We start from the raw sequence: 24388 nt of genomic DNA, 5'->3' as shown, positions 1-24388 counted from the left end.
CACCGCCCCACATCTCAGGAGCCGCTTCATGGATGCCTCACCCCGCCCCAAGATCGCGGAAACCGTCATCCATGAAACGGTGCGCCTGCGCGAGGCGCAGATCGGGCGCCGTTGCGAAATCCTCTGCAACACGCGCATCGAATTCGCCTCGCTCGGCGACTATTCCTATCTCGGGGAGAACTGCGAGGTCGCCGACGCCGCGATCGGGAAATTCACGGCAATCGCCAACTCGGTGCGGATCGGCGCGCCGAACCATCCGATGGGTCGGCCGTCCCAACATCGCTTCACCTATTGCCCCGAGTATTACGAGGCGACAGCGACCCGTGACCGCGACTTCTTTGCGGAGCGCCGCAGCGACCGGGTGATCGTTGGCAATGATTGCTGGATCGGGCATGCCGCCATCCTGCTGCCGGGCGTGACGGTCGGCGACGGCGCGGTGATCGCCGCGGGCGCGGTCGTCAGCCGCAGCGTAGAGCCCTACACCATCGTCGGCGGCGTTCCTGCGCGTCCCATCCGCCAGCGCTTTCCCGATTCTGTCGCGGAGAGCCTGCGCCGTATCGCCTGGTGGGATTGGCCGGATGAGATCATCTTCGAGCGCTTGGGGGATTTTCGCTCCGAGGCGATCGAACGATTTTGCGAACGCCACGACCGGGCTTTTGGTACCCGGTCGGTAGAACCAGACGTCATCGCAAAATGAAATGGCCGGGCGTGAGCCCGGCCATTTCGATTCTATCTGCCATGTCCGCTTCAGTAGAGCGGAAAATTCCGCGGATAGCCGCCGACATCGGCCGGCGTCGACAGCGGCTGGCGATCGATCGGACGGTTGTTGTTCTCGCGGGCGAAGGTCGGATATCCGATCTCCGGCGGAAACGCATAGTCCATGAACTTGCGGTCGCCCGGATTGACCTCGGTGCCGCCGTCGAGCCAGGAGCGCTTGCTGACATAGATGCGGGTACGCGGGCCCTGCTGATAAACGACGTTGGGGCCGCTCGCTCCGTAATAGACGCGGCCGCGATCGTCATAGGTGCGCTTGGTCTGGGCGTCGACCGAGGCGGTGAAGCCGATGGCGGCAACAGTGCCCGCCGCAAGCCACAGCGCCAATTTGTTCGCGGCGGAAAATTTCGAGCTCATCACGTCCCCTTCAGGCGGCAGGCCGCCAATCGATTTCACCTCATACTAGCGCGCCGGGGGGGACCGCAACTAGGTCAATTGGGTCACACCGCGCCGGAATAATTGCGCCTGCGGCCAAAAGTTGCATGAAAACCAGTCACTTGCCTGCCGCTTGCCAGCTAGTTGGGCTTGCTGCGCGTCAAAGCGCGCCGCGTAGCTGCGCATTTCTGGCGCCCATCAGCCAGTCCGCGGAGGAAGGCGGGCCGCAGGGACGGCGCTTCAGCTCGGCATGGGCGAACAATTCGGCCAGCTTCGGCTCGTTGCCGGAGGTGAGCAGCGTCAGCCGGTTCAGCGTGCAGGCGATCGCGGCGCGCCGGGCGGGCAGCGCGTCGCCCTGGCACGACCAGCCGGAAATCTGCAAGCCCGGCTCTTCGATCCGCTTGAAATAGCCGAGACAGCCGGAGGCTTGCCCGCTCGGACGATACAGGGCTACGGAGCCGAACTTGCTGTCGATGACGCCGGCTTCCTCGAGCGGCGCCGCCGCACCGAGACCCATTCGGGTTGCCATGTCCGAAGGCAGGCGTGCGGCCGGGTCGAATTCATCGCCGAGCCGATAGATTTCGAGTTCGGCGACCGGGACCGGCGTATCGCCCACCCAGCGCATGATGTCCTTGCGGCCACCCTCGGGATGCCGAAGGATGATGTAAGCGTCTGTTTTGTCGTTGGAATCGAGGCGGCCGACAGCAAAGGCGGGATGCGAGCGGTCGGCCACGCTCCAGCCTGGTCTTGTCGCCGGCTCGTCGTCATGCAGGCTCGGCAATTGGCCGAGTGCGGCGAGGCCGAGGATGGCAAGCAGCGCCAGCGTCCCCACATAGACGAACAGGCGCGCCAGCGTGCCGACGATCTCGTCGGCAAAGCCTAGGAGTGCCAGATGGATCCTGGTTCTGGGAAATGCGGCCGCGGGGGCCTGGTACGGCGGCATCAATGCCTTCTGGCACGGTCAAACGTTGTCTTGAGGGCGGTTCTCGCATAGAAGCGCTGCTCTTCCTGGTTAAGCGCGCCGCTTTGGGAAGGCCTTTTTCATCCGGAGAGTGAACGATGGGTTACAAAGTCGCAGTCGTCGGAGCGACCGGCAATGTCGGACGGGAAATGCTCAACATCCTCGATGAGCGCAAATTCCCCGCGGATGAGGTCGTGGCGCTGGCCTCACGTCGCAGCGTCGGCGTCGAGGTCTCCTATGGCGATCGGACCTTGAAGGTCAAAGCGCTCGAGCATTACGACTTCTCCGACGTCGACATCTGCCTGATGTCGGCGGGCGGCAGCGTGTCGAAGGAATGGTCGCCGAAGATCGGCGCCGCCGGTGCGGTCGTGATCGACAATTCTTCGGCCTGGCGCATGGACCCGGACGTGCCGCTGATCGTGCCGGAGGTGAATGCGGACGCGACCAAGGGCTTTGCCAAGAAGAACATCATCGCCAACCCGAACTGCTCGACGGCACAGCTCGTTGTCGCGTTGAAGCCGCTGCACGACAAGGCGACCATCAAGCGCGTCGTGGTCTCGACCTATCAATCGGTGTCGGGCGCCGGCAAGGACGCGATGGACGAATTGTTCTCGCAGACCAAGGCCGTCTACACCAATGACGAGCTGATCGCCAAAAAATTCCCCAAGCGGATCGCCTTCAACGTCATTCCCCACATCGACGTCTTCATGGAGGACGGCTACACCAAGGAAGAGTGGAAGATGATGGCGGAGACCAAGAAGATCCTTGATCCCAAGATCAAGCTCTCCGCGACCTGCGTGCGCGTGCCGGTCTTCGTCGGCCATTCGGAAGCCGTCAACGTCGAATTCGAGAACCCGCTCGCAGCCGATGAGGCGCGCGAGATCCTGCGCAAGGCGCCCGGCTGTCTCGTCATCGACAAGCAGGAGCCCGGCGGCTACGCCACGCCATACGAAGCGGCCGGTGAGGACGCGACCTATATCAGCCGGATCCGCGAGGATGCCACGGTCGAGAACGGTCTCGCGTTCTGGTGCGTGTCGGACAATCTGCGCAAGGGCGCCGCGCTCAACGCGATCCAGATCGCCGAGGTCCTGATCAACCGCAAGCTGATCACGGCGAAAAAGAAGGCGGCTTGAGGATTTGTAGGGTGGGTTAGCTTTGCGGCTGCGCGAAGCGCAGTCCGCCAAGCGTAACCCACCTCTTTGGTTTCCGCGGTGAAAGAAGCGGTGGGTTGCGCCTTCGGCTATCCCACCCTACGGACTACTCGCCTTCGCGTACGCTCTTGAATTCCTTCGTGACCTTGTCCAGCACGAACAGCGATCCCTCCGCGACGCCGAAATAAGCGCCGTGGAGCTGCATCTGGCCGACGTCGACGGCCTTGCGCACGAACGGGAAGGTCATGAGGTTTTCGAGGCTGCGGAACACCGCGGCTTTCTCGATGCGCTCGACGAATTGCGCCATCGTCTCGCGGTCGCGCTGCTCGACAACCTCGCCGGGCTTGATGAACATCTGCATCCATTTGCCGATGAAGTCGCCGGGGCTGAGCGGCTCGATCTTGTCGACGAAGGCGCGGATGCCACCGCATTGCGCGTGCCCGAGCACCACGATGTGCTTCACCTTCAGCACCGTCACGGCATATTCCAGCGCCGCCGAGACGCCGTGCGCATTCTCGTCGGGCTGATACGTCGGCACCAGATTGGCGATGTTGCGCATCACGAACAGCTCGCCCGGACCGACGTCGAAGATCACTTCCGGCGAGACACGGGAATCGCAGCAGCCAATCACCATGACTTCCGGCGACTGGCCCTTCACCGACAATTCGCGATAGCGCGTCTGCTCGGTCGGCAGCCGCTGCGTCGCGAAGGCCTTGTAGCCGTCAAGCAAGTGCTGAGGGAAAGTGATCATGGCCTATGCCTAATCATATACCGCAGGGGCGAACAAGCCTTTCGAATAGGCAGGCCGGGTGCTATCGGCTCCGGAGAGAATGCTTTGACCTCCAGGGAACACTTGAAGCTTGAAGGGAACGCTCGCATGACCCGCCCGCGCCGCAGCCACCTGTTCATGCCCGGCTCCAACCCCCGCGCGCTGGAGAAGGCCCGCATCCTGCCGGCCGACGGCCTGATCCTGGACCTGGAGGATTCCGTCGCCCCGGACGCCAAGGCGATGGCGCGGGACCAGATCGCGGCCGCGATCGCCGCAAAGGGCTTTGGCAGGCGGGAGATCCTGATCCGGACCAACGGCCTCGATACGCCCTGGTGGGCCGACGACGTCGCCATGGCCGCAAAATCCTCGCCCGACGGCATCCTGGTTCCAAAGGTCTCCAGCGTCGAGGATCTCGACACGATCGGCCGGCGCCTCGCCGAACTCGGCGCCGCGCCGACGGTGAAGGTCTGGGCCATGATCGAGACCGCGCGTGCAGTCCTGCATGCAGAAGAGCTCTCGGCCGCCTCGCGTGATCCCAATACGCGCCTCGTCGGGTTCGTGTTCGGGCCCAACGACATTTCGCGGGAGACGCGGATCAGGATGCTGGAGGGCCGCGCCGCGATGATCCCGATGATCACCCATTGCATCCTGGCAACGCGCGCGCACGGCCTCGAGATCCTCGATGGGCCCTACAGCGACATCAACAACTCGAGCGGCTTCGCGACGGAATGCGCGCAGGGCCGCGATCTCGGCTTCGACGGCAAGACGCTGATCCATCCCTCGCAGATCGAGGCCTGCAACGTCATCTTCACGCCGCCTGAGGAGGACGTCGCGCGTGCCCGAAAGATCATCGCAGCGTTCGAACTGCCCGAGAACGTCTCGCGCGGCGCGATCCGCCTCGACGGCCAGATGGTCGAGCGCCTGCACGCCGACATGGCGCGCCGCACGATCGAGATCGCGGATGCGATCGCCGCGATGAGCCAGGGCTAGGGCCTACGCTCAAAAGCGACGGTCGCCTTTCGCGAAGAGAATTGCCGCTCGTGACCGCGCCGTGCGGCGCGCCGCGGATCATCGCTCTCGCGTCACCGCCGTAAGGTTCATCGTAAGCAAGACGCCTGGCTTGGGGAGTTCCTGGACAGAAAAAACTGTGCGCGCGGGTCTGTGGTCGCCCATCATCTCGACATAGGCGGCATTCATCGCCTCGAAGTCGGACATGTGCTGCAAGAACACGTTGATGTGAGTCACGTGGCTGAGGTCGGAGCCGACAGCATCAAGCATCACTTGGAATGACTTGAAGATTTGCCGTGTCTGCGCACCGATGTCTGCCCCTGCCAAATGTCCTGTCGCTGGATCGACTCCGGCGGTCCCCCCGATCCAAATATGTTCACCGACTTTGGCGATGTGATTGTAAGGTCCAATCGGTTTCGGCGTGTTCGGCGGCGTGAGTGTTTCTACCCGGGATTTCATCGTCTGCCTCATTTCGTATCTCACCTACCAACACGCCGGCAGGTCTGAAAGGCGTCCCAACTCGGATTTCTGGAGGCGCTGCCATAGCGGCGCCGCTCGATCGCGAGTGCGGATGCGATCGTGGCGATGAGCAAGGGTAAAGGCTGTGCTCAGAAAAAGCGATGTCCGGCCGTCTGATGCCTACGGCCGGGCAAAGCGGTGACCATCACCTGTTGGGAATGCGCTCAGGGAGTGTTTGCGGTCGCTGCATTCCCGGCCGGCTTGACCCAGGTCGATTTGGCCCCGGTCGACCTGGCCTCGGTGGGCGAGCTGCCGGCGGGCGAACTGTCGGTGGGCGAGCTACCGGGCGGTGGCCTGGCCGTCGCCACCCACGCCACCCGGCCGGACCACCCCAGCCCATGCCGCGCCGCCAATTGTAGCCACACCAGTACCAGCCGCCGCCCCGCCATCCGCCGTTGTACCAACAGTAACGGCGGCCTCCCCAGGTGAACTGGACCGTTTCGGTAAGACGAAGCTGATCTGCGGCCTCATGCAGGCCCAGTGGTGCCATCAGGGCCGCCTGCGAACGACCGCCAGTTGTCATCGCCGCCGCCGAAGCAGCGGCGATAGCGAGCGCCCATAAAGTCGATTTTCGCACGATCTGCTCCTGGCCGCCCTCGGCGACTCTTGCTCTCCCAGGCCTTGCCTCATGCGGCTAGCAGCCTTGGCCTAGACAGTCTTGGCCTAGACAGTCTTGGACCTAGGCAGCTTTGGACTGAGCTGCGGCTGCGAGTGTATCGCGCAGGTGCTGTTCCTTCTTTTCATCGAGCGAGGTCTTGAGGACCGTCCCTCCCGCAACCTTGATCTCATTGAGAACCTTGTCTGAGGTCATGCTCTGGATCAGCAGGAACAGAACGGCATCTCCCGATTTCACCTTCGCGGCGAGATCCTTCATGAACTGATCTCTAATCCCGAAGTCGGTCAGCGCGCCGCCCAATGCGCCCGCGCCGGCACCGAGAGCTACGCCGATCAGAGGATTCAAGAACACCAGGCCAAACAGCAGTCCCCAGAAGCTGCCGCTCGCGGCGCCCGTCATAGTTGTGTTCACCAGCTGATTGAGTTTGACGGAATCCCCCGTTTTGACTGCGATCACGGCATCATTGATCGTGATCAGATACTCCTTCTGGAGCTTGAGTATTTTCTGCCGAACTTCCTCTGCTTTGGCTTCGGATGGGTACACGATCGCAACAAGGTCTGACATTGAACACTCCCGTACTGACTTGAGTGCTGCCCCTGCTCGCGCTTGATGCGCGCGGGCAACGTTTAACACAGACCGGAAAGTCTCTTGTCGGCTAATCGGTTCCATGTGTTCACGAGTCGGAGATGCTTTAAGGGCCCGTGCAAATTGAGTAAGCGGGATTGTCTTACGTGTCGTCAAACAGGGCGCGCCGCAAACTTGCCTGCCCGCGCATGTGAGAGGAGGGGTGATGGATCTCACTCAGATCGTCGGCTTCGCGGCGGGATTCGGGACGACGTTCGCCGCACTGCCCGACCTCATTGCCATGCTGAAGCGACGCTCGAGCGTCGGCATGAACCCCAGAATGGCGGCCATCATGGGCACTTTCCAAATTCTCTGGGTGATCTATGGCGCATCCATCGGCTCGAGGAACATCATCATGTGGAATGTGATCGCGGTCGCGACCAATTACCTGACCGTCGGCGCATACATGTACTTTCGTCGCCAAGAGGCGCGATCATGACGACAGGGCGCGCTCACATTTGACTTCGCCGGAACCCAGGCAGCGGGTGGATGTTCCGCAACACCCAGGCATCCGGCTAACGAGCCGTCGCTGCGAAGGGCTGCCGAATGAGGATTTTTGAAACCTTGCACGCGCGCTTAGCAACCACTGAACGAGCAGCACGTTTTGGCAATCTCGAACAAGAAGAATGGGGCAGAATCGCATAGGAGGAATCGGTATGTCGCGTGCAAAGCTGGCGCTTATCTCCGCGATGACGCTTCTCTCGATGGGCTTCGTTCTCAGTCCTCCAGCTGCCAATGCTGCCACGTTCTGTGCGCAATTGAGAGGGGCCAAAGCCGCCGGACAACCGGACTGCTCATTTTCGACGCTGGATACTTGCCGCGCGCGTGTAAAGCATAGGGGCGGCGGGCACTGCTATAAATTGACCCAGTAGACCGCTTGTCAGGGCGGCGCGCCGCCCCTGCGATCGAACCTCTCCAGCGTGGAGGCGTTCGGGCAGTAGCCCCGTAGTTCTCGGCCGCGGCGTCGCGGACGAGGTCGCGGTCGCATTGCGCGAGGCCGAGCTGCTCTTCGCTGATCTGGGCGTCCGCGTCCTCAGGAACCTCACGGGAACATCATCGCGCAATTGCTCTAGTCATAATTATGGTCGCCTCACTGTGCATTCTAAGCAGGGTGATGGTCACGGTCGTGAGAGGGATGCTGACAAAAATGAAAGCGATGCGACTTTCCTGAATTCCCAGCCAGCGCAGGTCATCATTGACCTGCCCGTCAAGTTGAAGAGGCGTCCTTCGCATGCGCTATCCGATAGAGATCGCACCGAAGAATGGGCACACCATCGTGCTCGAGGATGAAGCGAGCGAAAGCTTTGAGGTTGCTCGGTGGTCTGCCGAGACCGATGAATGGATCGGCGAGTACGGCGAAGTGATCCAGATGACGCCATCGCACTGGTACCCGTGCTACAATTTTTTTAAGTCCCCGCCGTCGGGTATGCCCCCCGAGCGACCCGCCACCGCGATGGGCTCTGCGCTTGCAGAGACTGTTCAGATTGTGCCACTGCACGAGCGACGAGGATCTGCACGTTGGTGGATCGCCGCAATGGTCATCGCAGGTGTCATTGGCGGGGTCTATTTGCAGCGGACAATGCTGAATCCCCGGGAGCTCTCGGCCACCACTGCGCTTGGGGGGGACGGTGCGAAGGCGCAAAGCAGAACCGAGACGACGGGATTGGCACGTCCACGCGGCAGCAGTGGGGCGAGCGAGGTGGCGCAACAACCCAAGCAGTCAATCGAGAGTGCGACGACGGAATTGCGGCAGTCGCTGCAGCAGGAGCACGATCGAGCCGAGGCGCTGGCAACTGAATTGGCACAAGTGCGCCAGGCCATCGAAGAGAAGAACGCGATCCCGGTCGAGGACTCGCCGGCCACCAAGCAGCCTGCTGGCGTTGCAGTGGGGCAAGGTGAACAAGAGAATAGAGCAACTGAAACAGGCCGACGGCACCGGGCTGTGAGCCAGAGCACGGGCGCCAACTGTCAGCAATATCGAACCTATAATCCATCCTCCGGAAGTTACAGGGGCTATGACGGACAGGTCCATCCCTGCCCATAGCTGCTTGAAGTACCCGCCCTAGCGAATGCTCCCGCGGGTCGTCAGTGCGGTGCGTGGCCCGTGCGATCGAGCGTCTCCAGCGTGGAGGCGTTCGGGCAATAACCCCCGTAGTTCTCGGCGGCGGTGCCGTCGGCGAGGTCGCGGTGACAGTGCGCCTTCTCGTTGCACAGAGCGCAAACGCGCTCCATGTCGCGGAGCAGAAGCGGCTGCGCGCGGCCGAGCTGCTCCTCGCTGATGCCGAGCTGCACCAGCATTTTCGGCAGTTCGTCGGCGGCATGGTGGCCGTGACGGACCAGCTCCTCGAGATCATCCGGTGAGACGCGCAGATCGCTTGCGATCCGGTTGAAGTCGGAACGATCGAGCTGCCGCATTTCATTCAACTCGCGGCGATGCTTCAGCCAGCCGGCAAAGGAATCGATGAGGTTCTGCACCACGGGATAAGGTCTGCTCTCGGTGCTCATCTCGAAGCTCCATTCGACGGTGTTGAAGCGAGTAGAGCAGACCTGCAGGAAATCGCGTTGCGCTGGATCAAACAGCGATGCGGGGTAAAGATAATCGCATATGAGCATCCACGAGAGGTCGTCAATGCCCGGGCTTGTCCCGGGCATCCACGTTCTTCGTGCCGCCGGGCAAGGCGTGGATGGCCGGGACAAGCCCGGCCATGACGATGTGGATGCTTCGGCGCCTTAGCTCTTGAGGTCACGTGCTGGTCGCCCTGGGCGTCGCGGCAGGGCGGGTGGAGCACGAGTCACGCAAACCGCTCCGTCGCCCAGGCATACAGGCTTCCCGGAATCGGCTTCTGGCCACCGCGTCCCTTGGGCGAGATGTGCAGGCCGATGATCTCGGGGTTGGCGACGAGGCCGAGATAGTTGGATGGCTCGAAGAACAGTCTTGGCTCGGCATGCACGGCGTAGAACGATTGCTTCGGCAGTGCGTAGCTCAGTTCGCCGAAGCGGTGCGCGAGCGCGGTCAGCGCGGCGGGTCCGTAGATCGCGACGCGAATATCCGAGAGACGGTTCGAGCCGCCGCGCAGGCGGCGCAGTGCAAACGTCACGCGATGGCGCAGCGACAGCCAGTCCGGCGTCAGCTCCTCCTGCTTCATCAGCGCCTCGAATGCGCGAACGATGCCGTGCTCGGGCGGCAGATACAGCACGGAGTTTCCGAGCTGGCGCGGCCGCTCCCAGGCGAAATAGGGTTTTGCCGGATCGATCTCGACGGGCTTCAAGAGCAGCACGTCGGCGTCGAGCCACAGGCCTGCGCCTTGCGCCATCAGCTTCATGCGGAAGAAGTCGCTGAACTGAAGCGTGGTCCAGTCGCGCCAGCTTCCGTCCGGTTGCGGTGGCCGCAACTTTTCGGAGAACGCATGCGGCAGGATCGCCTCCGCTTCCGCGTTGTCGACACCGGCTGGAAGGCCGGGAATGGTGTCGAAGCTGTAGACCGTGACCCTATGCCCGGCCTTGAGCTGCGAGCGCAGACAGGTCTGGCGCAGCGCGTCCATCGGGCCATGCCAGAAGGTGACGATGTCGGGCAACATGCGCGGAAGCTATAAATGACAAACGCAAGAGGGCAAAGAACAAGCGGGCAAAGAAAAAGCCCCGGCGCGCATCGCACCGGGGCTCGAAACTTAAAGCCGGTCTCAGGCCCAAGCTCAAGCCCAAGCGCGTTCGCGCTTGAGCTTTTCCTCGTAGGTGTTGATCGAGGCCTTCTTCTCCATCGTGAGGCCAATGTCGTCGAGGCCGTTGATCAGGCAATGCTTGCGGAACGGGTCGATCTCGAACTTGACCTTGCCGCCGTCGGGGCCGCGGATCTCCTGGTTGGGCAGGTCGATGGTGAGCGTCGCATTGGCGCCGCGCTCGGCATCGTCGAACAGCTTGTCGAGGTCTTCCTGCGAGACGCGGATCGGCAGAATGCCGTTCTTGAAGCAGTTGTTGTAGAAGATGTCGCCGAACGAGGTCGAGATCACGCAGCGGATGCCGAAGTCCAGCAGCGCCCAGGGCGCGTGCTCGCGGCTCGAGCCGCAGCCGAAATTGTCGCCGGCTACCAGCACCTTCGAATTGCGATAGGCGGGCTGATTGAGGACGAAATCCGGATTTTCGCTGCCGTCGTCGTTATAGCGCTGCTCGGAGAAAAGCCCCTTGCCGAGGCCGGTGCGCTTGATGGTCTTCAGATACTGCTTCGGAATGATCATGTCGGTGTCGACATTGATGATCTTCAGCGGCGCCGCGACGCCTTCCAGCGTGGTGAACTTGTCCATGGTTGCGCTTCCCGGGTAGGTCAGGGGAACGGCTGTTTATCGCGATCGGGGCCCAAATCCTAGGCCAAATTCGGCAGGCCTCATCTGCTTTACGGGTCTGAGCTTGAGCTGGTGCGGCATCGGGACTTCACCTCTCCCGCTTGCGGGAGAGCGCAGGCCGCCTCCGACGGCCGTGTTCTAAGAACGCCGAGGCGAAGCCTCGGCTATGCCGAAGGCGCGGGTGAGGGTTCTCTCCTCTTGGGGGTTCTCGATTGCGGACGCACCCTCTCCCCAGCCCTCCCCCGCAAGCGGGGGAGGGAGCGCGCCGCCGCTGCGGGGCCGCTTCAATCCGTCTGAGCCTCGATCGCGGCCATGTCGTCGTCCGAGAGGCCGAAATGGTGGCCGATCTCGTGGATCAGCACATGGCGGACGATATGGCCGAGGCGCTCCTCATGCTCAGCCCAATTGTCCAGGATCGGCCGGCGGTAGAGCCAGACCATGTTCGGCAGCCGCGCCACGTCACCAAGGCTCTGCTGCGGCAGGCCGACCCCCTGGAACAGCCCGAGCAGGTCGAACTCGCTCTCGCAGTCCATCTCGTCCAGAACCTCGTCGGTCGGGAAGTCGTCGACGCGGATGACCACGCCTTCGCAGAGATCGCGAAAGTGCTTGGGCAGGCGCTCGAAGATGTCATGCGCCACCACCTCCATTTCGGCGAGTGAGGGCGCTTTCAATTCCGTCCACATGCCTCCTCTTAGCGCGGGTTCCCCGGCGATGCATCTGGCTTTATGATCGTGGCAAGGTTGACGCGCGACGCCAAAACGGGGAGCGTACGGCGCCTTGATGGGACGGTTCAGGTGGGTGGCACGATGCGGGCGGTAACAGCGGGACGGATCTTACTTTGCATGGGGTTGTTTTCGCTGTTTTTGGGTTCCGGCGCCAAAGCCCAGACGACTGGCGCCGAAATCCGGTTGGCCCAGGTCTTCTTGCCGGACGCCTTGCCCCCGGATGTCCCGCCGCCGCGCCGCCGGCCGCGATTGCGCGTGGTGCCGTATGAGACGCCGGATGGGGTCTATCCGCGCTACAATCCCGGCCCGGACGCGGTGCGGGAATGCAATGCCACCTATGTGCAGGAATATCGGCCGAGCGGCACCGTGATCGTGCCGCGCATGAGCTGCTACTGGCGGCGGGGCTGACGTCTCTCGCCTAGCGCCCGCGCAGCGCGCCGATCAGGCCGACGCCGACGACGAGCGCGGATGCGCCATAGACCAGGATTGCCATCACCGCTTGTGCGAACGGGCTCGCCGTGCCGGCTTCGACGCCCGGTCCCTGCGCGGCGAGCGCCGCCTCCGAGCCGAACAGCGTGACCGTTGAAACAGCAAGGCGAGAAACCGGCAGCCCACCGCGACACTGCGCCATCACCATCTCCTGCATCTGAAGCATGATCCGGAAAAGTGCGAAGCGGTTTTCCGAAAAGATCATGCGCAAACAAAAAACCTAAAGCGCGATGACGATTCATCCCGATTTCATCGCGCTTAGTCGTCCAGAAGATACGCCGATCGTTGACGGTTGGTTTTGTTGGCGCAAATGAAATGTATTGCGCGGGTCTCGAAAATATCTGGCCGCAGGTCTCGTGCATTTCTTTGCAGCGTCTTTGCGGCGCGTCCATTCATACACGATTCAGCCGGTCGCCTCTAGCGTCCTCTCCGTGACGTCATGCTGGATTGCGTCACACACATTGCGTCACACTTGGTGATCGGAGGAGGACGACATGCAATCAACGAAAGCTAAGGTGCTCAGTCTTGCTGCCATCGCAGCGGCGCTCATATGTGCTGCGCCCATCGAGCGCGCGCAGGCCGCATCGCTGATCAATCCCGGCGCCGCTCAGTCGGTACAGGATGTCGCGGCCACGACGACTGAAGTGGGCTGGCATGGCTGGCACCATCATCACTGGCGCTGGCACCACTGGCATCACCGTCACTGGTGGTGAAGCGTCGATCGGCGGCAAAACAGGCCCGGTATCCGGGCCTGTTTTCGCTTGCAGATGATATCGTGAAGGCCCCATGCTGGCGGCATGGAGATTGTCATGAAGACAGCGATCGTCATCACCGGTGCTTTGGGACTGGCGATGGTCTTGTCTGATGCATCGGTTGCGGCGACGTCAGTCGCAACGCCGCACCAGGTCTCAGTGCGAACAGTCGATTTCGGTGCGCCGCGTCATGACCGCAGCGCGCGTCACGTTCGGCGCTCTGCGCCCTATGAGCCACACTACTACGCGCGCCCCGTCTACTATCGGCCCTATCCTTACAGCGTGCCCGCTCCCTTCGTGCTCGGCTTCGGGCCGTGGTGGTGAGCGCGATCTTGGTTCGCACACCTGCACACTCTCTCGCAACGATCCGTCGCAGCCGACTCTCTGCGCCTCGTTCATTCATGAGGGGTTCACGTCGCTGTCCCTAACTTAATCTTGGGGAGCGACCGCGAATGAACAGCGCCCGCCAAGCCCGCCTCGCAACGTCGAGGCGAGGCTCACAGCCGCGCTGTCCAGATCCAGGGAGGGTTTGATGCTGAGGAGTCTTGATCCCCGGGCAGGCATGATCCGCTTGTTCGGACTTGCGGCCGCGGCGGCGCTGGTGCTGTCGGCAGGGACTGCAGAGCGCGCCGAGGCGCTGACCCCAATCAATCCGGTCGCCTTACCGGCCGCGAAAGCCGCCGCCGATGACATGGTCATGCAGGTCCGCCACGGGGGTGGCTTCCGTGGTGGTGGAGGTTTTCACGGCGGCGGAGGCTTTCACGGCGGCGGCGGTGCGCATTTCGGCGGTTTCCGTGGCGGCGGTTTCCACGGCGGCGGCTTCCGTGCCGCGCCGGCCTTTCACGGCGGCGGCTATCGCTACGGCGGATATCGTCACTATGGAATCTACCGTCCCTACTACCGGCATCGCTACTTCCACCGGCGCTTCTACGGCGGCTACTATCCCTATTACAGCTACCCTCGCTGGCACCGCTGCCGGGTGATCTGGACTCATTGGGGTCCGCGCCGCATCTGCCGCTGGCACCATTGGCATCGCTGGCACCACTGGGGCTGGCGGCATCGCTATTGGTGATGTGAAACGCAACGGCTGAATCGAAAAAGGGCGCCCGCGAGGCGCCCTTGGTTTGAGCTGCGTCAGCTCAGAGCTAATCCCTGAGCTTCCAGGAAGCAGACTTCCATCGCATCAGATTGTCGAGCTTCCATTGCCGGAACATCGCCGGCGGCCAACGGCTCAAGCGCGAGGTTTCCTCGACCTCCGGCTTGGCGAGGACGCGCAGCGGCGCGCCGCGCCGCCGATGCTGGCGCGTCGCATCGGTGATGAGATCGACATATTCCGGCTTGTTGGCCATGGCCTTTTCATCCTCGCGAGCTCGCCGCGAGGATGAAGTCTTGGGGCATGCCGCTTAAGGCACGCTTGCCGGGATCGTTAGAATTGCGCAGGGTTGGCTCAGCGCCAATCCCTGACGTCAACGAAGTGACCCGCGATCGCAGCCGCCGCCGCCATCGCCGGCGAGACCAGGTGCGTGCGGCCCTTGAAGCCCTGGCGGCCCTCGAAATTGCGGTTCGAGGTCGAGGCGCAGCGCTCTTCCGGCTTCAGCTTGTCCGGGTTCATGGCGAGGCACATCGAGCAGCCCGGCTCGCGCCATTCGAAGCCGGCCTTGATGAAGATCTTGTCGAGACCCTCGGCCTCGGCCTGCTCCTTCACGATACCGGAGCCCGGCACGACCATGGCGTTGACATGGGCGCTGACGGTCTTGCCCTCGGCGATCTTCGCCGCAGCGCGCAGGTCTTCGATGCGGCCGTTGGTGCAGGAGCCGATGAAGACGCGATCGAGCTTGATGTCGGTGATCTTCGTGCCCGCGGCCAAGCCCATATATTTCAGCGCGCGATGCTTGGAGAGGCGCTTGGCCTCATCCTCGATCTTGTCCGGATCCGGCACGAGGCCGGTCACCGAGATCACGTCCTCAGGTGAGGTGCCCCAGGTCACGATCGGCGGCAGCTTGGCAGCATCCAGCCGCAGCTCGTGGTCGAAATGCGCGCCGTCGTCGGAGCGCAGCTTCTCCCAATAGCGCATCGCGGCATCCCAGGCTGCGCCCTGCGGCGACTTGGGCCGGCCACGCAGGAAGTCGAACGCCTTCTGATCAGGGGCGACGAGGCCGGCGCGGGCGCCGCCTTCGATCGACATGTTGCAGACCGTCATGCGGCCTTCCATGCTGAGCGCGCGGATTGCATCGCCGGCGTATTCCAGCACGTAGCCGGTGCCGCCCGCGGTGCCGATCTCGCCGATGATGGCCAGGATGATGTCCTTGCCCGTCACGCCCTCCGGCAATTTGCCGTCGACGGTGACGCGCATGTTCTTCGCCTTCTTCTGGATCAGCGTCTGCGTCGCCAGCACGTGCTCGACCTCGCTCGTGCCGATGCCGTGCGCGAGCGCGCCGAACGCGCCATGTGTCGAGGTGTGGCTGTCACCGCAGACGATGGTGGTGCCGGGCAGCGTAAAACCCTGCTCGGGGCCGATGACGTGGACGATGCCCTGGCGCTTGTCGAACTCGTTGTAATATTCGATGCCGAATTCCTTGGCGTTCTCCGCGAGCGCCTTGATCTGCTCGATGCTCTCGGGGTCGGGGTTCGGCTTGGTGCGATCGGTGGTCGGCACGTTGTGGTCGACGACGGCGAGCGTCTTTTCGGGCGCGTGCACCTTGCGTCCGGTGGCGCGCAGGCCTTCGAAGGCCTGCGGCGAGGTCACTTCGTGCACCAGGTGGCGGTCGATGTAGAGCAGGCAGGTGCCGTCCTCGGCTTCGTGCACCAGGTGGTCGTTCCAGATCTTGTCGTACAGCGTGGTCGGTTTGGACATGAGCGTGAGCTCCAGCAATGTTTGGTAGCGATGTGAAGCGCGGGTTACGCGCGGGCAACAAAACCGTCAGCGCAGCATTCAAGCTGCGCAGCTAAGCTCTGACGTTGCCGAGGTCGCAAAGCGTCCGAAGAACCGGCCAGGCAGCCGCGAGCGATCGTCGATGACGATGCGCTTGATGGGGGCGTTGCTGGTCTGATCTGGAAACATTCCAAGGAATATATAGCAGGCCGATTTGGAAGCGCGAGTGGTTTCAATGCTCGCACAGGGCATGCCCCTCACCCTGAGGAGCGCGCCTTGGCGCGCATCTCGAAGGGCGAGGCCACGGACCGGGCCTTCATCCTTCGAGACGCGCGTTCCGCGCTCCTCAATGAGGGACGGGCACTACTCGCTTGGCGTGAGCGCAAACAAAAAAGCGCGGAGCCAAGCCCCGCGCCTTTTGTCGATCCGCCTGTTGCGAAGATTACTCGTTGACTGCAGTCGCGCGGTCCTGCTTCTCGACGATGCGGGCCGACTTGCCGCGGAGGTTGCGCAGGTAATAGAGCTTGGCGCGACGCACCTTGCCGCGGCGCACCACCTTGATCGAGTCGATCATCGGGGAGAGCAGCGGGAATACGCGCTCGACACCCTCGCCGTAGGAAATCTTGCGCACGGTGAAGCTCTCGTTGAGACCGCCGCCGGAACGGCCGATGCAGACGCCTTCATAGGCCTGCACGCGGGTGCGGTCGCCTTCGACGACCTTCACGTTGACGATCACGGTGTCACCGGGGGCGAATTCCGGAATCTCCTTGCCGGCGGAGAGCTTGTCGAATTGCTCTTTTTCGAGCTGCTTGATCAGGTTCATGGGTATTCTCCATCGGCGCGCCCAGCCACGAAAAGAGGGGGCTGCGCGAAATTCGTTTATCCAGCCATTGCGGATTTGGCCGCTCCTATAAGGCAAGCGGGAGCGTTTGTCACCCGTCTGTCTTTTTTTTTGGCGTTTTTTGGCCGGAGGCCCGATTCGCCGCTTTTTCCCACAGATCTGGCCGCCGAACGGCCGTCAGGGCCTCGGATTCGGCCCGCCGCCAGGCCGCGACCTTGGCGTGGTCGCCTGAGGTCAGGATTTGGGGGATCGGAACCCCCTCAAACAGCTGCGGGCGCGTGTACTGGGGGTATTCCAGGAGGCCGTCCGAGAAGCTTTCCTCGGCTCCCGAGGCCTCCTTGCCCATCACCCCCGGCAAGAGCCGGACGCAGGCGTCGATCAGCGCCAGCGCGGCGATTTCCCCGCCTGAGAGCACGTAGTCGCCGATCGAGACCTCCTCCAGGCCTCGTCCGTCGATCACCCGCTGGTCGATCCCCTCGAACCGGCCACAGACGATCAGGGGGCCTGGGCCCTGTGCAAGCTCGACGACGCGACCCTGGGTCAGTGGCCGACCGCGCGGGCTCATCAGGAGCCTTGGTCGCTCCGGGCCGATTTCGGCGGCATCGATGGCTGCGGCCAGGACATCCGCTCGCAGCACCATGCCCGGTCCGCCACCGGCCGGCGTGTCGTCGACGCTGCGGTGACGATCGGTCGCGGACGCCCGGATGTCCCGCGCCTCGAGCCCCCAGAGGCCCGCGGCCAGCGCCCGGCCGGCGAGGCTTACGCCGAGCGGCCCCGGAAACATCTCCGGAAACAGCGTCAGCACCGTCGCGCGCCAGGGTGAGGGGTTTGTCATGGCCGCTGGTTAGGGCATTGCGGCCGAGAGGTCGAGCCCCCGCCGGGGCTATTGCTTGCGGCCGTATGCGGCGACCTCGAGGACGTTGTTGATCAGCAGGTGGCCGTTACTGCGCGAGACATAGGTACGTTTCACCCAGTGGTCGATCGCCGGCGCGTGCCAGGTCAAGGTCGTAATGTTGCTCTTGCGGGTCGGGTCGTTGGTCGGGCGCCTGGTGAGCGTCGTTTCGATCTTGTACGTCTCGAACGTGCCGGCCTTGGTGGTGATGGTTTCCTGACCGACAATCTTCGAACGGCCTGAGCGCTTCCAGATATTGCCTTTGCCGGAGTTGACGTCGTCGCCGGAGAAATTCCAGCTATCGCCAACCTTCAGTGGCGTACGGATGCCGCTGCCGTCGCCGGGTTGATATTTCCACTCGCCCGAGGTCTTCACATTCCACGATCGATCGAAGACGATCAGGCCCGGGGATTCCTTGCCTTCGGTCGTGACGCGGATGCTGATCTCGGTCGGGGAGACCTCGGTGACGGTGTGCGTGCGGACTGCGCTCACCGTCCCGCTGATCTCATCATGCACCTCAATGGTCCAGAAGTCGCCCTGGAGGGGCTCCTCCATTGTGACCACCGGTTTTGAAGCGGCAGGGGCCGCCGAAGTTGCCGGTGCATCGTCCGCGGCCCAGGCCGACGTGCTCGCAGCAAGCAGGCAAGCGATCGCCATCATCGATTTTCGAAGCATCAGAAATCCCCCACCATAATCGCTCTTCTCGACCCGACCGGTCAGCGGCGCCCGTATTCGATCAGTTCGACCATGCTGCGGTCGCGCACCCGGCCGTCCGAACGGCTGACGGAAGTGCGCTTCACCCAATGATTGATCGAAAGCGCGTACCAGATCTGCTGCTCAGCCAGATATTTCTTGGTGGTGTCGTTGGCATTGCGGGATTCGATCGATATCTCGATCTTGTAGGTTTCGAACGTTCCAGCGCGCGTGGTGAGGCTCTCCTTGGCCGTCACCTTTGCCGTACCCGTCCGTTTCAGGCTGACGCCGGAGGTGCTGTTGAAGTCGGTGGCCTTCACCGGCCAACTCTTGCCGACCGCGAGCGGAGTGCGAATCCCCATGCCGTCATTGGGGGTGGATCGCCACACGCCATTGGTGATCATGTCCCAGGAGCGATCATAGCTCTGATAGCCGACGTCCGATTTCCCGAGCACCGCCAGCCTGATCCCGATCTCCGTGGGTGAGATGTCGGTAATGGTGCGCGTAATCGTCGACTTGAGATCACCGGTGATCTCGTCGCGTAGCTCGTAGGTCCAGTGGTCGCCGAGTTGAGGGTCTTCCATGGCCTCCACCGCTGGGGTCTCGGTGGTCGCGGCCGAAGGATTTTGAGGCGTTTGGGCGCAGAGGGCGGTGACGGACGCAAGCAGGCCGATCGTTGCCAGAAGACAGCGACACAACATTGATATCTCCGGAGGGATAGGACTCGCGGGTGGGTGCAACCGTAACGTGCACGAGCCTGACGGCAATGGCAAGTCGTTTCGCCGCGTCTCCGGCGTCACCGCCTCGTCACGTCGCTGGGGCTTCGTCCTCGCCTTCGATCTCCTGCGGCAGCGCGATCACGACGCGCCCGCCTGCGAGGTCGACCTCCGGCACCACCGCGTTGGAGAACGGCAGCAGCAGCGTCGTGCCTTTCGGCGGAGCGATCTCGATGATGTCGCCGGCGCCGAAATTATGGATTGCGAGCACGCGGCCGAGCGCTTCGCCGGCCGTGGTGACCGCGGCGAGCCCGATCAGATCGGTGTGGTAGTATTCGTCCTCGTTCGTCGCGGGCAGCTTTTCGCGCGCGACGTAGAGCTCGATGCCGTTGAGCCGTTCGGCCTCATCGCGGGTCGTGACGCCATTGAACGTTGCGACCAGATGATCCTTGGCCTCGCGCGCTTGCGCGACCTCGAACTGGCGCTTGCCGTCCTTGGTGAGAAGCGGACCATAGCGCCGCACGGCAAAGGGATCTTCGGTGAAGGTCCACAATTTGACCGCGCCGCGCACACCATGCGCGGCGCCGATCCGCGCGACGCAGACCAGCGCCGGCATGCGCTAGCCTTAGGCCTTCGCGGCCGCTTCGGCCTGCGCCTTGCGCTCCTTGCGCGGCACGGCCTTCTGCGGGTTGCTGCGCGCTTCGCGCTTCTTGACGCCGGCAGCGTCAAGGAAACGCATCACGCGGTCCGACGGCTGCGCGCCCTTGGCGAGCCAGGCCTTCACCTTGTCCATGTCGAGCTTGAGACGGGTCTCGTTGTCCTTCGGCAGCAGCGGGTTGAAATAGCCGAGACGCTCGATGAAGCGGCCATCGCGCGGGAAGCGCGAGTCGGCGACGACGACGTGATAGACGGGGCGCTTCTTGGTGCCTGCGCGCGCGAGGCGGATAACGACGGACATTCTGGTCTCCTGAGTGTTGGTTAATTGAAAAAATCAGCTCGTCATTCCGGGGCGCGCGCATCCAAGTCGGCTGTTGCCGACTTGGACAAATTCAAAACCGAACTCGGGTAAACCCGAGTTCGGACGGCGTGCCCCGGAATGACGAGACGAGAGAGTGACGTCACTTCTTCTTCCCCAGTCCGGGGAAGCCGCCGAGCCCCGGAAGGGTCGGCTTGTTGCTGAGGCCCGTGAGCCCCGGCACATTGGGGAGGCCCTGGCGCAGGCCAGCGGGCAAATCCTTCGGCAGATTGGGCAGGCCCTGTCCGCCGCCACCCGCGCCTTGCATCTTCTCCTGCAGCGCCTTCATCTCTTCGGGCGAGGGCATCTTCATGCCGCCTCCAAAGCCCATGGCCTGCGCGATACCGGCGAGCGGGCCGCGCTTGCCCGAACCCATCGCCTTCATCACGTCGGCCATGTTCCGGTGCATCTTGAGCAGCTTGTTGACGTGCTCGACGCTCTGGCCGCTTCCTGCGGCGATGCGCTTCTTGCGGCTGGCCTTGAGCAGGTCGGGATGACGGCGCTCCTCGCGCGTCATGGAATCGATGATCGCGACCTGGCGCTTCAAGATCCTGTCGTCGATCCCTGCGGCCGCGATCTGGTTCTTCATCTTGGAGATGCCGGGCATCATGCCCATCAGCCCGCTGATGCCGCCCATATTGGCCATCTGCGAGAGCTGCTCGCGCATGTCGTTGAGGTCGAACTGGCCCTTGCGCATCCGCTCGGCGGTGCGCGCGGCCTTCTCGGCATCGATGTTGGCGGCGGCCCGTTCGACCAGCGACACCACGTCGCCCATGCCGAGGATACGGCCGGCGATACGGTCGGGGTGGAAATTCTCCAGCGCGTCGGTCTTTTCACCGGTGCCGATCAGCTTGATCGGCTTGCCGGTGACCGCGCGCATCGACAGCGCAGCGCCGCCGCGGCCGTCGCCGTCGACGCGAGTCAGCACGATGCCGGTGAGGCCGACGCGCTGATCGAAGGAGCGCGCGAGATTCACGGCGTCCTGGCCGGTGAGGCTATCCGCAACCAGCAGCACTTCGTGCGGGTTGGCGGCGGCTTTGATCGCGGCTGCCTCCGCCATCATCTCTTCGTCGAGCGTGGTGCGGCCGGCGGTGTCGAGCAGCACGATGTCGTAGCCGCCGAGCTTGCCGGCTTCCAGCGCGCGCTTCGCAATCTGCGGCGGCTGCTGGCCCGCGACGATCGGCAGTGTCGGAATGTCGAGATCGCGGCCGAGCACGGCCAGCTGCTCCATCGCCGCCGGGCGGTAGACGTCGAGCGAAGCCATCAGCACCTTGCGCTTGTCGCGCTGGACCATGCGGCGGGCGAGTTTTGCGGTGGTGGTCGTCTTGCCGGAGCCTTGCAGGCCGACCATCATGATCGGCACCGGCGGCACGGAATTGACGTCGATGGTCTGGCCTTCGGCGCCGAGCGTGTTGATGAGCTCGTCATGGACGATCTTGACGACCATCTGGCCGGGCGTGACCGACTTCACGACGGTCGCGCCGATCGCCTGCTCGCGCACGCGCTCGGTGAAGCTGCGCACCACTTCGAGCGCGACGTCGGCCTCCAGCAGCGCGCGGCGCACCTCGCGCATCGCGGCGTCGACGTCCTTTTCGGTCAGCGCACCGCGCCCCGTCAGACGATCGAGGATGCCGCCAAGCCTTTCCGACAGATTGTCGAACAATGAAGTCGTCCTTTGTCCTGCTCGCGAAAAATGCGATCTTCCAAACACCTTTGCGCCCGAGGGCGCATCGCGCTGTCGGGCGTTGACCTCTGGCCTCAGGGACCAGTCGGCGGGTCGAAAAGAAAGCCTTTCCGAGAAGTGGTGCGGCCTTAAACCCCCGCAAGGCACAAAAGTCAAGGAAACAAGCCGAAATGCCGCATCTTGAAGGGGCCGGTCCGGCTGCTTATTCCATGCCGGAACCTTTATTTTGGGGCCATTCGGGCCGTTAAATGACCCGCCGCAGCAATAAGACCTATTCCGGACCGCCGTCGGATCATTTCGACGGCCAAAAGTTCTTCGACCCCAACGGGGTGCCGCCGAAATCGCTGCGCGAGGTCCTGCGCTGGCAATTTGGCGGCAAGCGCGACCGGTCGGTCTGGCCGAAATGGGTTCCAAGCCCCTATGCCGACTATCCGCCGGCAGAGGTCAACGGCGGCAAGGTGCGGTTGTCCTTTGTCGGCCACGCGAGCTGGCTGATCCAGACCGGTGGGCTCAACATCCTCGTCGATCCCGTCTGGTCGATGCGGGTCTCGCCGGTTGGCTGGGCCGGACCGAAGCGCCATAATGATCCCGGCATCGCCTTCGACAGGCTGCCGAAGATCGACGTCGTGCTGGTCTCGCACGGTCACTACGACCATCTCGATATCGCGACGCTGTCGCGGCTCGCCAAGAATTTCGCCCCGCGCGTCATCACGCCGCTCGGCAATGATCTCACCATGCGTGAGCGCGACGGCGCAATCCGCGCCGAGGCGTTCGACTGGCACGACCGCGTCGAGCTCGGCGGCGGCATTGCCGTGCACCTGGTGCCGACACGGCACTGGTCGGCGCGCAGCCTGTTCGACCGCAACAGGGCGCTGTGGGCGAGCTTCGTGCTGGAGACGCCTGCGGGGAAGATCTATGTCGTTTGCGACTCCGGTTATGGCGAGGGCACGCATTTCCGCCGCGTCGGTGAAGCGCATGGGCCCTTGCGTCTTGCGATCCTGCCGATCGGCGCCTACGAGCCGCGCTGGTTCATGCGCGAGCAGCACATGAATCCGGAAGACGCCGTGAAGGCGCTGGTCGATTGCGGCGCGCGGGCTGCACTGGCGCATCACCACGGTACGTTCCAGCTCACGGATGAGGCGATTGATGCGCCGGCGAGGGCGTTGCACGAAGCCCTGGATGCGGCGAACATCCCGCGCGAGCGGTTCGTGGCGCTGAAGCCGGGGCAGGTGGTGGAGATCTAGCTCTCGTCTCGTGCCCCGGACGCAGCGCAGCACGTCAGTGCTGCGCTGCTGAGCCGGGGCCCAGACTGTGCGCAAGTAGATGGGTCCCGGCTCTGCGCAGCGTCACTACGTGCCGCAGCGCGTCCGGGACACAAGAGTTACTGATCCTTCTTGATCGCCCAGCTGACATTCACCGTCACCGACAGCGTCTCCTCGCCGGGAGCGACCTGCGCCGGGGCTGCGGCCATTGGTGCGGCGGCGATGCGGCTCTTGAACAGTGGCATCGGGCCGCCGCCTTCGGAGATGCTGATGGGTGCGCCCAGCGTGACGCCGGCCGCCTTCGCGTAGATCTCGGCCTTGCGGCGGGCGTCGGCGAGCGCCTGCTCGCGGGCGCCGTCGAGCAGTTTCGAGGCTTGCGTCACCTCGAAGGAAATGTTGCCGACATCATTGGCGCCGGCACCCACCAGCGTGTCGATCACATTGGCCACCTTGGTCACGTCGTGGATCTTGACGGTGACGCGGTTGCTGGCGCGGAAGCTGACGATGCTGGTTGCGCGGTCCGAGGTCTTGGAAGAGGTCACATATTGCGGCTGGAGCGACAGCCGCGAGGTCTGATAGTCCTTCTCATCGATGCCTGCGCCTTTCAAGGCCAGCAGCACCTTGCCCATCGCCGCGTTGTTGGCGTCGGAGGCCTCTTTCGCAGTCTTCGCGTCATTTGCAACGCCAGCATCGATCTGCGCGAGATCAGGCGCCGCGGAAACGCTCGCCTCCCCGCTCACCGAGATCGCTGACGGAAAATCGTCGGCAAGCGCAGGAGACGCGCCGAGCGCGGCGGTAAAAATAGCGGCCATGATCGCGTTGCTCTTCATCACTCTCACTTCAGCGGTACATAGACGTTGATCACGAGCTTGTCCTCGGCCGTCTTCAGGGGATCGGTGAGGTACTCCTCGATGAATGTGTCCTTGGCTTCCAGCTTCTTGTCGTCGAGGTGATTGGTGATCGCCTCATAGGTGTTGTCCATGTTGTCGTAGGAGCCGCGATGGACGAACTTCAGCGCCTTGCCCTCCGGCGACTTGCCGATGCTCATGTCCTTGCCGAGGTTCTTGGGCTCCTGATCGATCGGGATCTCGGCGAGGAAGGTGAAGCCGGTGTCGTCGGTCGAGGTGTAGACGATCATTGGATTGCCCGCGGGCTTGATGCCCTGCTTGTCCAAAAGCGCATTCAGCGCCTTGAACGAATCGATCAGCGTGTCGAAGGCAGAATCCCAGTTGGCACTGCCCTTGGCCATCACGACCTTCTTTGGCTCCAGCGTCATCTCCTGGCCAAAGGGATCGGCGGCCTGAACCGGGGCG

The 24388-nt window shown here is 63.3% G+C and carries 32 protein-coding genes; 11 read left to right on the top strand and 21 right to left on the bottom strand.

The window, feature by feature from the left end:
- Positions 1 to 28: 28 nt before the first annotated feature.
- Positions 29 to 697: a DapH/DapD/GlmU-related protein gene (locus tag SO156_RS35360; protein WP_498537996.1), complete on the top strand. Its 669-nt coding sequence runs from the start codon at positions 29 to 31 to the stop codon at positions 695 to 697.
- Positions 698 to 747: 50 nt separating this feature from the next.
- Here SO156_RS35360 and SO156_RS35355 read toward each other — a convergent pair whose 3' ends face one another.
- Entirely contained in the window at positions 748 to 1131 is a 384-nt protein-coding gene (locus SO156_RS35355; protein ID WP_458151607.1) for a hypothetical protein, read from the bottom strand.
- A 178-nt stretch (positions 1132 to 1309) separates the two neighbouring features.
- Positions 1310 to 2092, bottom strand: a complete 783-nt coding sequence (locus tag SO156_RS35350; RefSeq protein WP_498537995.1) for a hypothetical protein — start codon at positions 2090 to 2092, stop codon at positions 1310 to 1312.
- Between the two features lie 116 nt (positions 2093 to 2208).
- On the opposite strand from SO156_RS35350, the gene SO156_RS35345 reads away from it, so the two are divergent.
- Positions 2209 to 3243: an aspartate-semialdehyde dehydrogenase gene (locus SO156_RS35345; protein WP_458151605.1), complete on the top strand. Its 1035-nt coding sequence runs from the start codon at positions 2209 to 2211 to the stop codon at positions 3241 to 3243.
- Positions 3244 to 3367: 124 nt separating this feature from the next.
- On the opposite strand, the gene SO156_RS35340 is transcribed toward SO156_RS35345, so the two are convergent.
- Positions 3368 to 4012, bottom strand: coding sequence for a carbonic anhydrase (locus SO156_RS35340; RefSeq protein WP_458151604.1), 645 nt, complete (start codon positions 4010 to 4012; stop codon positions 3368 to 3370).
- 126 nt (positions 4013 to 4138) lie between these two features.
- Between SO156_RS35340 and SO156_RS35335 the strand changes: the two genes are divergently transcribed.
- Positions 4139 to 5020 carry an HpcH/HpaI aldolase/citrate lyase family protein gene (locus SO156_RS35335; protein WP_498537994.1) on the top strand — a complete coding sequence of 294 codons (882 nt, stop codon included), beginning with the start codon at positions 4139 to 4141 and terminating at the stop codon, positions 5018 to 5020.
- 78 nt (positions 5021 to 5098) lie between these two features.
- On the opposite strand, the gene SO156_RS35330 is transcribed toward SO156_RS35335, so the two are convergent.
- Complete coding sequence (locus SO156_RS35330; RefSeq protein ID WP_498537993.1) at positions 5099 to 5509, bottom strand: RidA family protein; 411 nt, start codon at positions 5507 to 5509, stop codon at positions 5099 to 5101.
- A 727-nt stretch (positions 5510 to 6236) separates the two neighbouring features.
- Positions 6237 to 6737 (bottom strand): DUF1269 domain-containing protein, encoded by a 501-nt coding sequence (locus SO156_RS35325; protein WP_498537992.1) that lies wholly within the window; start codon positions 6735 to 6737, stop codon positions 6237 to 6239.
- Positions 6738 to 6963: 226 nt separating this feature from the next.
- Here SO156_RS35325 and SO156_RS35320 point away from each other — a divergent pair, with 226 nt between their 5' ends.
- From SO156_RS35320 to SO156_RS35310, 3 genes are all read left to right on the top strand, one after another.
- Positions 6964 to 7236 (top strand): SemiSWEET family sugar transporter, encoded by a 273-nt coding sequence (locus SO156_RS35320; protein ID WP_498537991.1) that lies wholly within the window; start codon positions 6964 to 6966, stop codon positions 7234 to 7236.
- A 187-nt stretch (positions 7237 to 7423) separates the two neighbouring features.
- Complete coding sequence (locus SO156_RS35315) at positions 7424 to 7669, top strand: DUF3551 domain-containing protein (protein ID WP_498537990.1); 246 nt, start codon at positions 7424 to 7426, stop codon at positions 7667 to 7669.
- A gap of 359 nt (positions 7670 to 8028) precedes the next feature.
- Positions 8029 to 8841 carry a BA14K family protein gene (locus SO156_RS35310; RefSeq protein ID WP_498537989.1) on the top strand — a complete coding sequence of 271 codons (813 nt, stop codon included), beginning with the start codon at positions 8029 to 8031 and terminating at the stop codon, positions 8839 to 8841.
- A 41-nt stretch (positions 8842 to 8882) separates the two neighbouring features.
- Here the strand turns inward: SO156_RS35310 and SO156_RS35305 are convergent, their stop codons facing one another.
- The 4 genes from SO156_RS35305 to SO156_RS35290 all read right to left on the bottom strand — a co-directional run bounded on the left by SO156_RS35305 (position 8883) and on the right by SO156_RS35290 (position 11817).
- Positions 8883 to 9302, bottom strand: a complete 420-nt coding sequence (locus SO156_RS35305; protein WP_458151609.1) for a hypothetical protein — start codon at positions 9300 to 9302, stop codon at positions 8883 to 8885.
- Between the two features lie 287 nt (positions 9303 to 9589).
- Positions 9590 to 10375, bottom strand: a complete 786-nt coding sequence (locus SO156_RS35300) for a glycosyltransferase family 32 protein (RefSeq protein ID WP_458151594.1) — start codon at positions 10373 to 10375, stop codon at positions 9590 to 9592.
- Between the two features lie 114 nt (positions 10376 to 10489).
- A complete protein-coding gene (gene leuD / locus SO156_RS35295; protein ID WP_458151699.1) occupies positions 10490 to 11095 on the bottom strand; it encodes a 3-isopropylmalate dehydratase small subunit in 606 nt (201 codons plus the stop codon).
- Between the two features lie 323 nt (positions 11096 to 11418).
- Complete coding sequence (locus SO156_RS35290; protein ID WP_498537988.1) at positions 11419 to 11817, bottom strand: metallopeptidase family protein; 399 nt, start codon at positions 11815 to 11817, stop codon at positions 11419 to 11421.
- A 159-nt stretch (positions 11818 to 11976) separates the two neighbouring features.
- Here SO156_RS35290 and SO156_RS35285 point away from each other — a divergent pair, with 159 nt between their 5' ends.
- Complete coding sequence (locus SO156_RS35285) at positions 11977 to 12267, top strand: hypothetical protein (RefSeq protein WP_458151566.1); 291 nt, start codon at positions 11977 to 11979, stop codon at positions 12265 to 12267.
- A 10-nt stretch (positions 12268 to 12277) separates the two neighbouring features.
- On the opposite strand, the gene SO156_RS35280 is transcribed toward SO156_RS35285, so the two are convergent.
- Complete coding sequence (locus SO156_RS35280; protein ID WP_458151564.1) at positions 12278 to 12490, bottom strand: hypothetical protein; 213 nt, start codon at positions 12488 to 12490, stop codon at positions 12278 to 12280.
- Between the two features lie 352 nt (positions 12491 to 12842).
- Between SO156_RS35280 and SO156_RS35275 the strand changes: the two genes are divergently transcribed.
- The 3 genes from SO156_RS35275 (at position 12843) to SO156_RS35265 (ending at position 14172) form a co-directional block, all read left to right on the top strand.
- The gene (locus SO156_RS35275) at positions 12843 to 13061 is read left to right on the top strand and encodes a hypothetical protein (RefSeq protein ID WP_458151563.1); all 219 of its coding nucleotides are present in this window, start codon (positions 12843 to 12845) and stop codon (positions 13059 to 13061) included.
- 96 nt (positions 13062 to 13157) lie between these two features.
- A complete protein-coding gene (locus SO156_RS35270; protein ID WP_458151562.1) occupies positions 13158 to 13424 on the top strand; it encodes a hypothetical protein in 267 nt (88 codons plus the stop codon).
- Between the two features lie 208 nt (positions 13425 to 13632).
- Positions 13633 to 14172 (top strand): hypothetical protein, encoded by a 540-nt coding sequence (locus SO156_RS35265; RefSeq protein ID WP_498537987.1) that lies wholly within the window; start codon positions 13633 to 13635, stop codon positions 14170 to 14172.
- 73 nt (positions 14173 to 14245) lie between these two features.
- Here SO156_RS35265 and SO156_RS35260 read toward each other — a convergent pair whose 3' ends face one another.
- The 9 genes from SO156_RS35260 to ffh all read right to left on the bottom strand — a co-directional run bounded on the left by SO156_RS35260 (position 14246) and on the right by ffh (position 21792).
- Complete coding sequence (locus SO156_RS35260; protein ID WP_498537986.1) at positions 14246 to 14449, bottom strand: hypothetical protein; 204 nt, start codon at positions 14447 to 14449, stop codon at positions 14246 to 14248.
- Positions 14450 to 14547: 98 nt separating this feature from the next.
- Positions 14548 to 15954 (bottom strand): 3-isopropylmalate dehydratase large subunit, encoded by a 1407-nt coding sequence (leuC, locus tag SO156_RS35255; protein ID WP_498537985.1) that lies wholly within the window; start codon positions 15952 to 15954, stop codon positions 14548 to 14550.
- Positions 15955 to 16414: 460 nt separating this feature from the next.
- Entirely contained in the window at positions 16415 to 16795 is a 381-nt protein-coding gene (gene rplS / locus SO156_RS35250; RefSeq protein WP_254101811.1) for a 50S ribosomal protein L19, read from the bottom strand.
- Positions 16796 to 16904: 109 nt separating this feature from the next.
- Positions 16905 to 17648 (bottom strand): tRNA (guanosine(37)-N1)-methyltransferase TrmD, encoded by a 744-nt coding sequence (gene trmD, locus SO156_RS35245; RefSeq protein WP_498537984.1) that lies wholly within the window; start codon positions 17646 to 17648, stop codon positions 16905 to 16907.
- Positions 17649 to 17696: 48 nt separating this feature from the next.
- The gene (locus SO156_RS35240; protein ID WP_498537983.1) at positions 17697 to 18380 is read right to left on the bottom strand and encodes a hypothetical protein; all 684 of its coding nucleotides are present in this window, start codon (positions 18378 to 18380) and stop codon (positions 17697 to 17699) included.
- Positions 18381 to 18421: 41 nt separating this feature from the next.
- Positions 18422 to 19099, bottom strand: coding sequence for a hypothetical protein (locus SO156_RS35235; RefSeq protein ID WP_498537982.1), 678 nt, complete (start codon positions 19097 to 19099; stop codon positions 18422 to 18424).
- A 106-nt stretch (positions 19100 to 19205) separates the two neighbouring features.
- Positions 19206 to 19730 (bottom strand): ribosome maturation factor RimM, encoded by a 525-nt coding sequence (gene rimM, locus SO156_RS35230; protein ID WP_458151554.1) that lies wholly within the window; start codon positions 19728 to 19730, stop codon positions 19206 to 19208.
- A 9-nt stretch (positions 19731 to 19739) separates the two neighbouring features.
- Entirely contained in the window at positions 19740 to 20072 is a 333-nt protein-coding gene (gene rpsP, locus SO156_RS35225) for a 30S ribosomal protein S16 (RefSeq protein ID WP_027523519.1), read from the bottom strand.
- A 160-nt stretch (positions 20073 to 20232) separates the two neighbouring features.
- Positions 20233 to 21792, bottom strand: a complete 1560-nt coding sequence (gene ffh / locus SO156_RS35220) for a signal recognition particle protein (RefSeq protein ID WP_498537981.1) — start codon at positions 21790 to 21792, stop codon at positions 20233 to 20235.
- 269 nt (positions 21793 to 22061) lie between these two features.
- On the opposite strand from ffh, the gene SO156_RS35215 reads away from it, so the two are divergent.
- On the top strand, positions 22062 to 23057 hold the full coding sequence (locus tag SO156_RS35215) for an MBL fold metallo-hydrolase (protein ID WP_498537980.1): 996 nt from the start codon (positions 22062 to 22064) through the stop codon (positions 23055 to 23057).
- A 137-nt stretch (positions 23058 to 23194) separates the two neighbouring features.
- On the opposite strand, the gene SO156_RS35210 is transcribed toward SO156_RS35215, so the two are convergent.
- Both SO156_RS35210 and SO156_RS35205 read right to left on the bottom strand, forming a co-directional pair.
- A complete protein-coding gene (locus SO156_RS35210) occupies positions 23195 to 23905 on the bottom strand; it encodes an SIMPL domain-containing protein (protein WP_498537979.1) in 711 nt (236 codons plus the stop codon).
- A gap of 5 nt (positions 23906 to 23910) precedes the next feature.
- Positions 23911 to 24388: GyrI-like domain-containing protein (locus SO156_RS35205; RefSeq protein ID WP_498537978.1), on the bottom strand; the 478-nt coding region annotated here is incomplete at its 5' end.

Source organism: Bradyrhizobium sp. UFLA05-125, assembly GCF_059803515.1.
This window is presented reverse-complemented; position numbering and strand designations above follow the sequence as displayed.

Bases quoted from the DNA above. Each gene is read 5' to 3' on its own strand.
- SO156_RS35360 (WP_498537996.1), top strand. From the start codon at position 29: ATGGATGCCTCACCCCGCCCCAAGATCGCGGAAACCGTCATCCATGAA.
- SO156_RS35355 (WP_458151607.1), bottom strand. From the start codon at position 1,131: ATGAGCTCGAAATTTTCCGCCGCGAACAAATTGGCGCTGTGGCTTGCG.
- SO156_RS35350 (WP_498537995.1), bottom strand. From the start codon at position 2,092: ATGCCGCCGTACCAGGCCCCCGCGGCCGCATTTCCCAGAACCAGGATC.
- SO156_RS35345 (WP_458151605.1), top strand. From the start codon at position 2,209: ATGGGTTACAAAGTCGCAGTCGTCGGAGCGACCGGCAATGTCGGACGG.
- SO156_RS35340 (WP_458151604.1), bottom strand. From the start codon at position 4,012: ATGATCACTTTCCCTCAGCACTTGCTTGACGGCTACAAGGCCTTCGCG.
- SO156_RS35335 (WP_498537994.1), top strand. From the start codon at position 4,139: ATGACCCGCCCGCGCCGCAGCCACCTGTTCATGCCCGGCTCCAACCCC.
- SO156_RS35330 (WP_498537993.1), bottom strand. From the start codon at position 5,509: ATGAGGCAGACGATGAAATCCCGGGTAGAAACACTCACGCCGCCGAAC.
- SO156_RS35325 (WP_498537992.1), bottom strand. From the start codon at position 6,737: ATGTCAGACCTTGTTGCGATCGTGTACCCATCCGAAGCCAAAGCAGAG.
- SO156_RS35320 (WP_498537991.1), top strand. From the start codon at position 6,964: ATGGATCTCACTCAGATCGTCGGCTTCGCGGCGGGATTCGGGACGACG.
- SO156_RS35315 (WP_498537990.1), top strand. From the start codon at position 7,424: ATGGGGCAGAATCGCATAGGAGGAATCGGTATGTCGCGTGCAAAGCTG.
- SO156_RS35310 (WP_498537989.1), top strand. From the start codon at position 8,029: ATGCGCTATCCGATAGAGATCGCACCGAAGAATGGGCACACCATCGTG.
- SO156_RS35305 (WP_458151609.1), bottom strand. From the start codon at position 9,302: ATGAGCACCGAGAGCAGACCTTATCCCGTGGTGCAGAACCTCATCGAT.
- SO156_RS35300 (WP_458151594.1), bottom strand. From the start codon at position 10,375: ATGTTGCCCGACATCGTCACCTTCTGGCATGGCCCGATGGACGCGCTG.
- leuD (WP_458151699.1), bottom strand. From the start codon at position 11,095: ATGGACAAGTTCACCACGCTGGAAGGCGTCGCGGCGCCGCTGAAGATC.
- SO156_RS35290 (WP_498537988.1), bottom strand. From the start codon at position 11,817: ATGTGGACGGAATTGAAAGCGCCCTCACTCGCCGAAATGGAGGTGGTG.
- SO156_RS35285 (WP_458151566.1), top strand. From the start codon at position 11,977: ATGGGGTTGTTTTCGCTGTTTTTGGGTTCCGGCGCCAAAGCCCAGACG.
- SO156_RS35280 (WP_458151564.1), bottom strand. From the start codon at position 12,490: ATGGCGCAGTGTCGCGGTGGGCTGCCGGTTTCTCGCCTTGCTGTTTCA.
- SO156_RS35275 (WP_458151563.1), top strand. From the start codon at position 12,843: ATGCAATCAACGAAAGCTAAGGTGCTCAGTCTTGCTGCCATCGCAGCG.
- SO156_RS35270 (WP_458151562.1), top strand. From the start codon at position 13,158: ATGAAGACAGCGATCGTCATCACCGGTGCTTTGGGACTGGCGATGGTC.
- SO156_RS35265 (WP_498537987.1), top strand. From the start codon at position 13,633: ATGCTGAGGAGTCTTGATCCCCGGGCAGGCATGATCCGCTTGTTCGGA.
- SO156_RS35260 (WP_498537986.1), bottom strand. From the start codon at position 14,449: ATGGCCAACAAGCCGGAATATGTCGATCTCATCACCGATGCGACGCGC.
- leuC (WP_498537985.1), bottom strand. From the start codon at position 15,954: ATGTCCAAACCGACCACGCTGTACGACAAGATCTGGAACGACCACCTG.
- rplS (WP_254101811.1), bottom strand. From the start codon at position 16,795: ATGAACCTGATCAAGCAGCTCGAAAAAGAGCAATTCGACAAGCTCTCC.
- trmD (WP_498537984.1), bottom strand. From the start codon at position 17,648: ATGACAAACCCCTCACCCTGGCGCGCGACGGTGCTGACGCTGTTTCCG.
- SO156_RS35240 (WP_498537983.1), bottom strand. From the start codon at position 18,380: ATGCTTCGAAAATCGATGATGGCGATCGCTTGCCTGCTTGCTGCGAGC.
- SO156_RS35235 (WP_498537982.1), bottom strand. From the start codon at position 19,099: ATGTTGTGTCGCTGTCTTCTGGCAACGATCGGCCTGCTTGCGTCCGTC.
- rimM (WP_458151554.1), bottom strand. From the start codon at position 19,730: ATGCCGGCGCTGGTCTGCGTCGCGCGGATCGGCGCCGCGCATGGTGTG.
- rpsP (WP_027523519.1), bottom strand. From the start codon at position 20,072: ATGTCCGTCGTTATCCGCCTCGCGCGCGCAGGCACCAAGAAGCGCCCC.
- SO156_RS35215 (WP_498537980.1), top strand. From the start codon at position 22,062: ATGACCCGCCGCAGCAATAAGACCTATTCCGGACCGCCGTCGGATCAT.
- SO156_RS35210 (WP_498537979.1), bottom strand. From the start codon at position 23,905: ATGAAGAGCAACGCGATCATGGCCGCTATTTTTACCGCCGCGCTCGGC.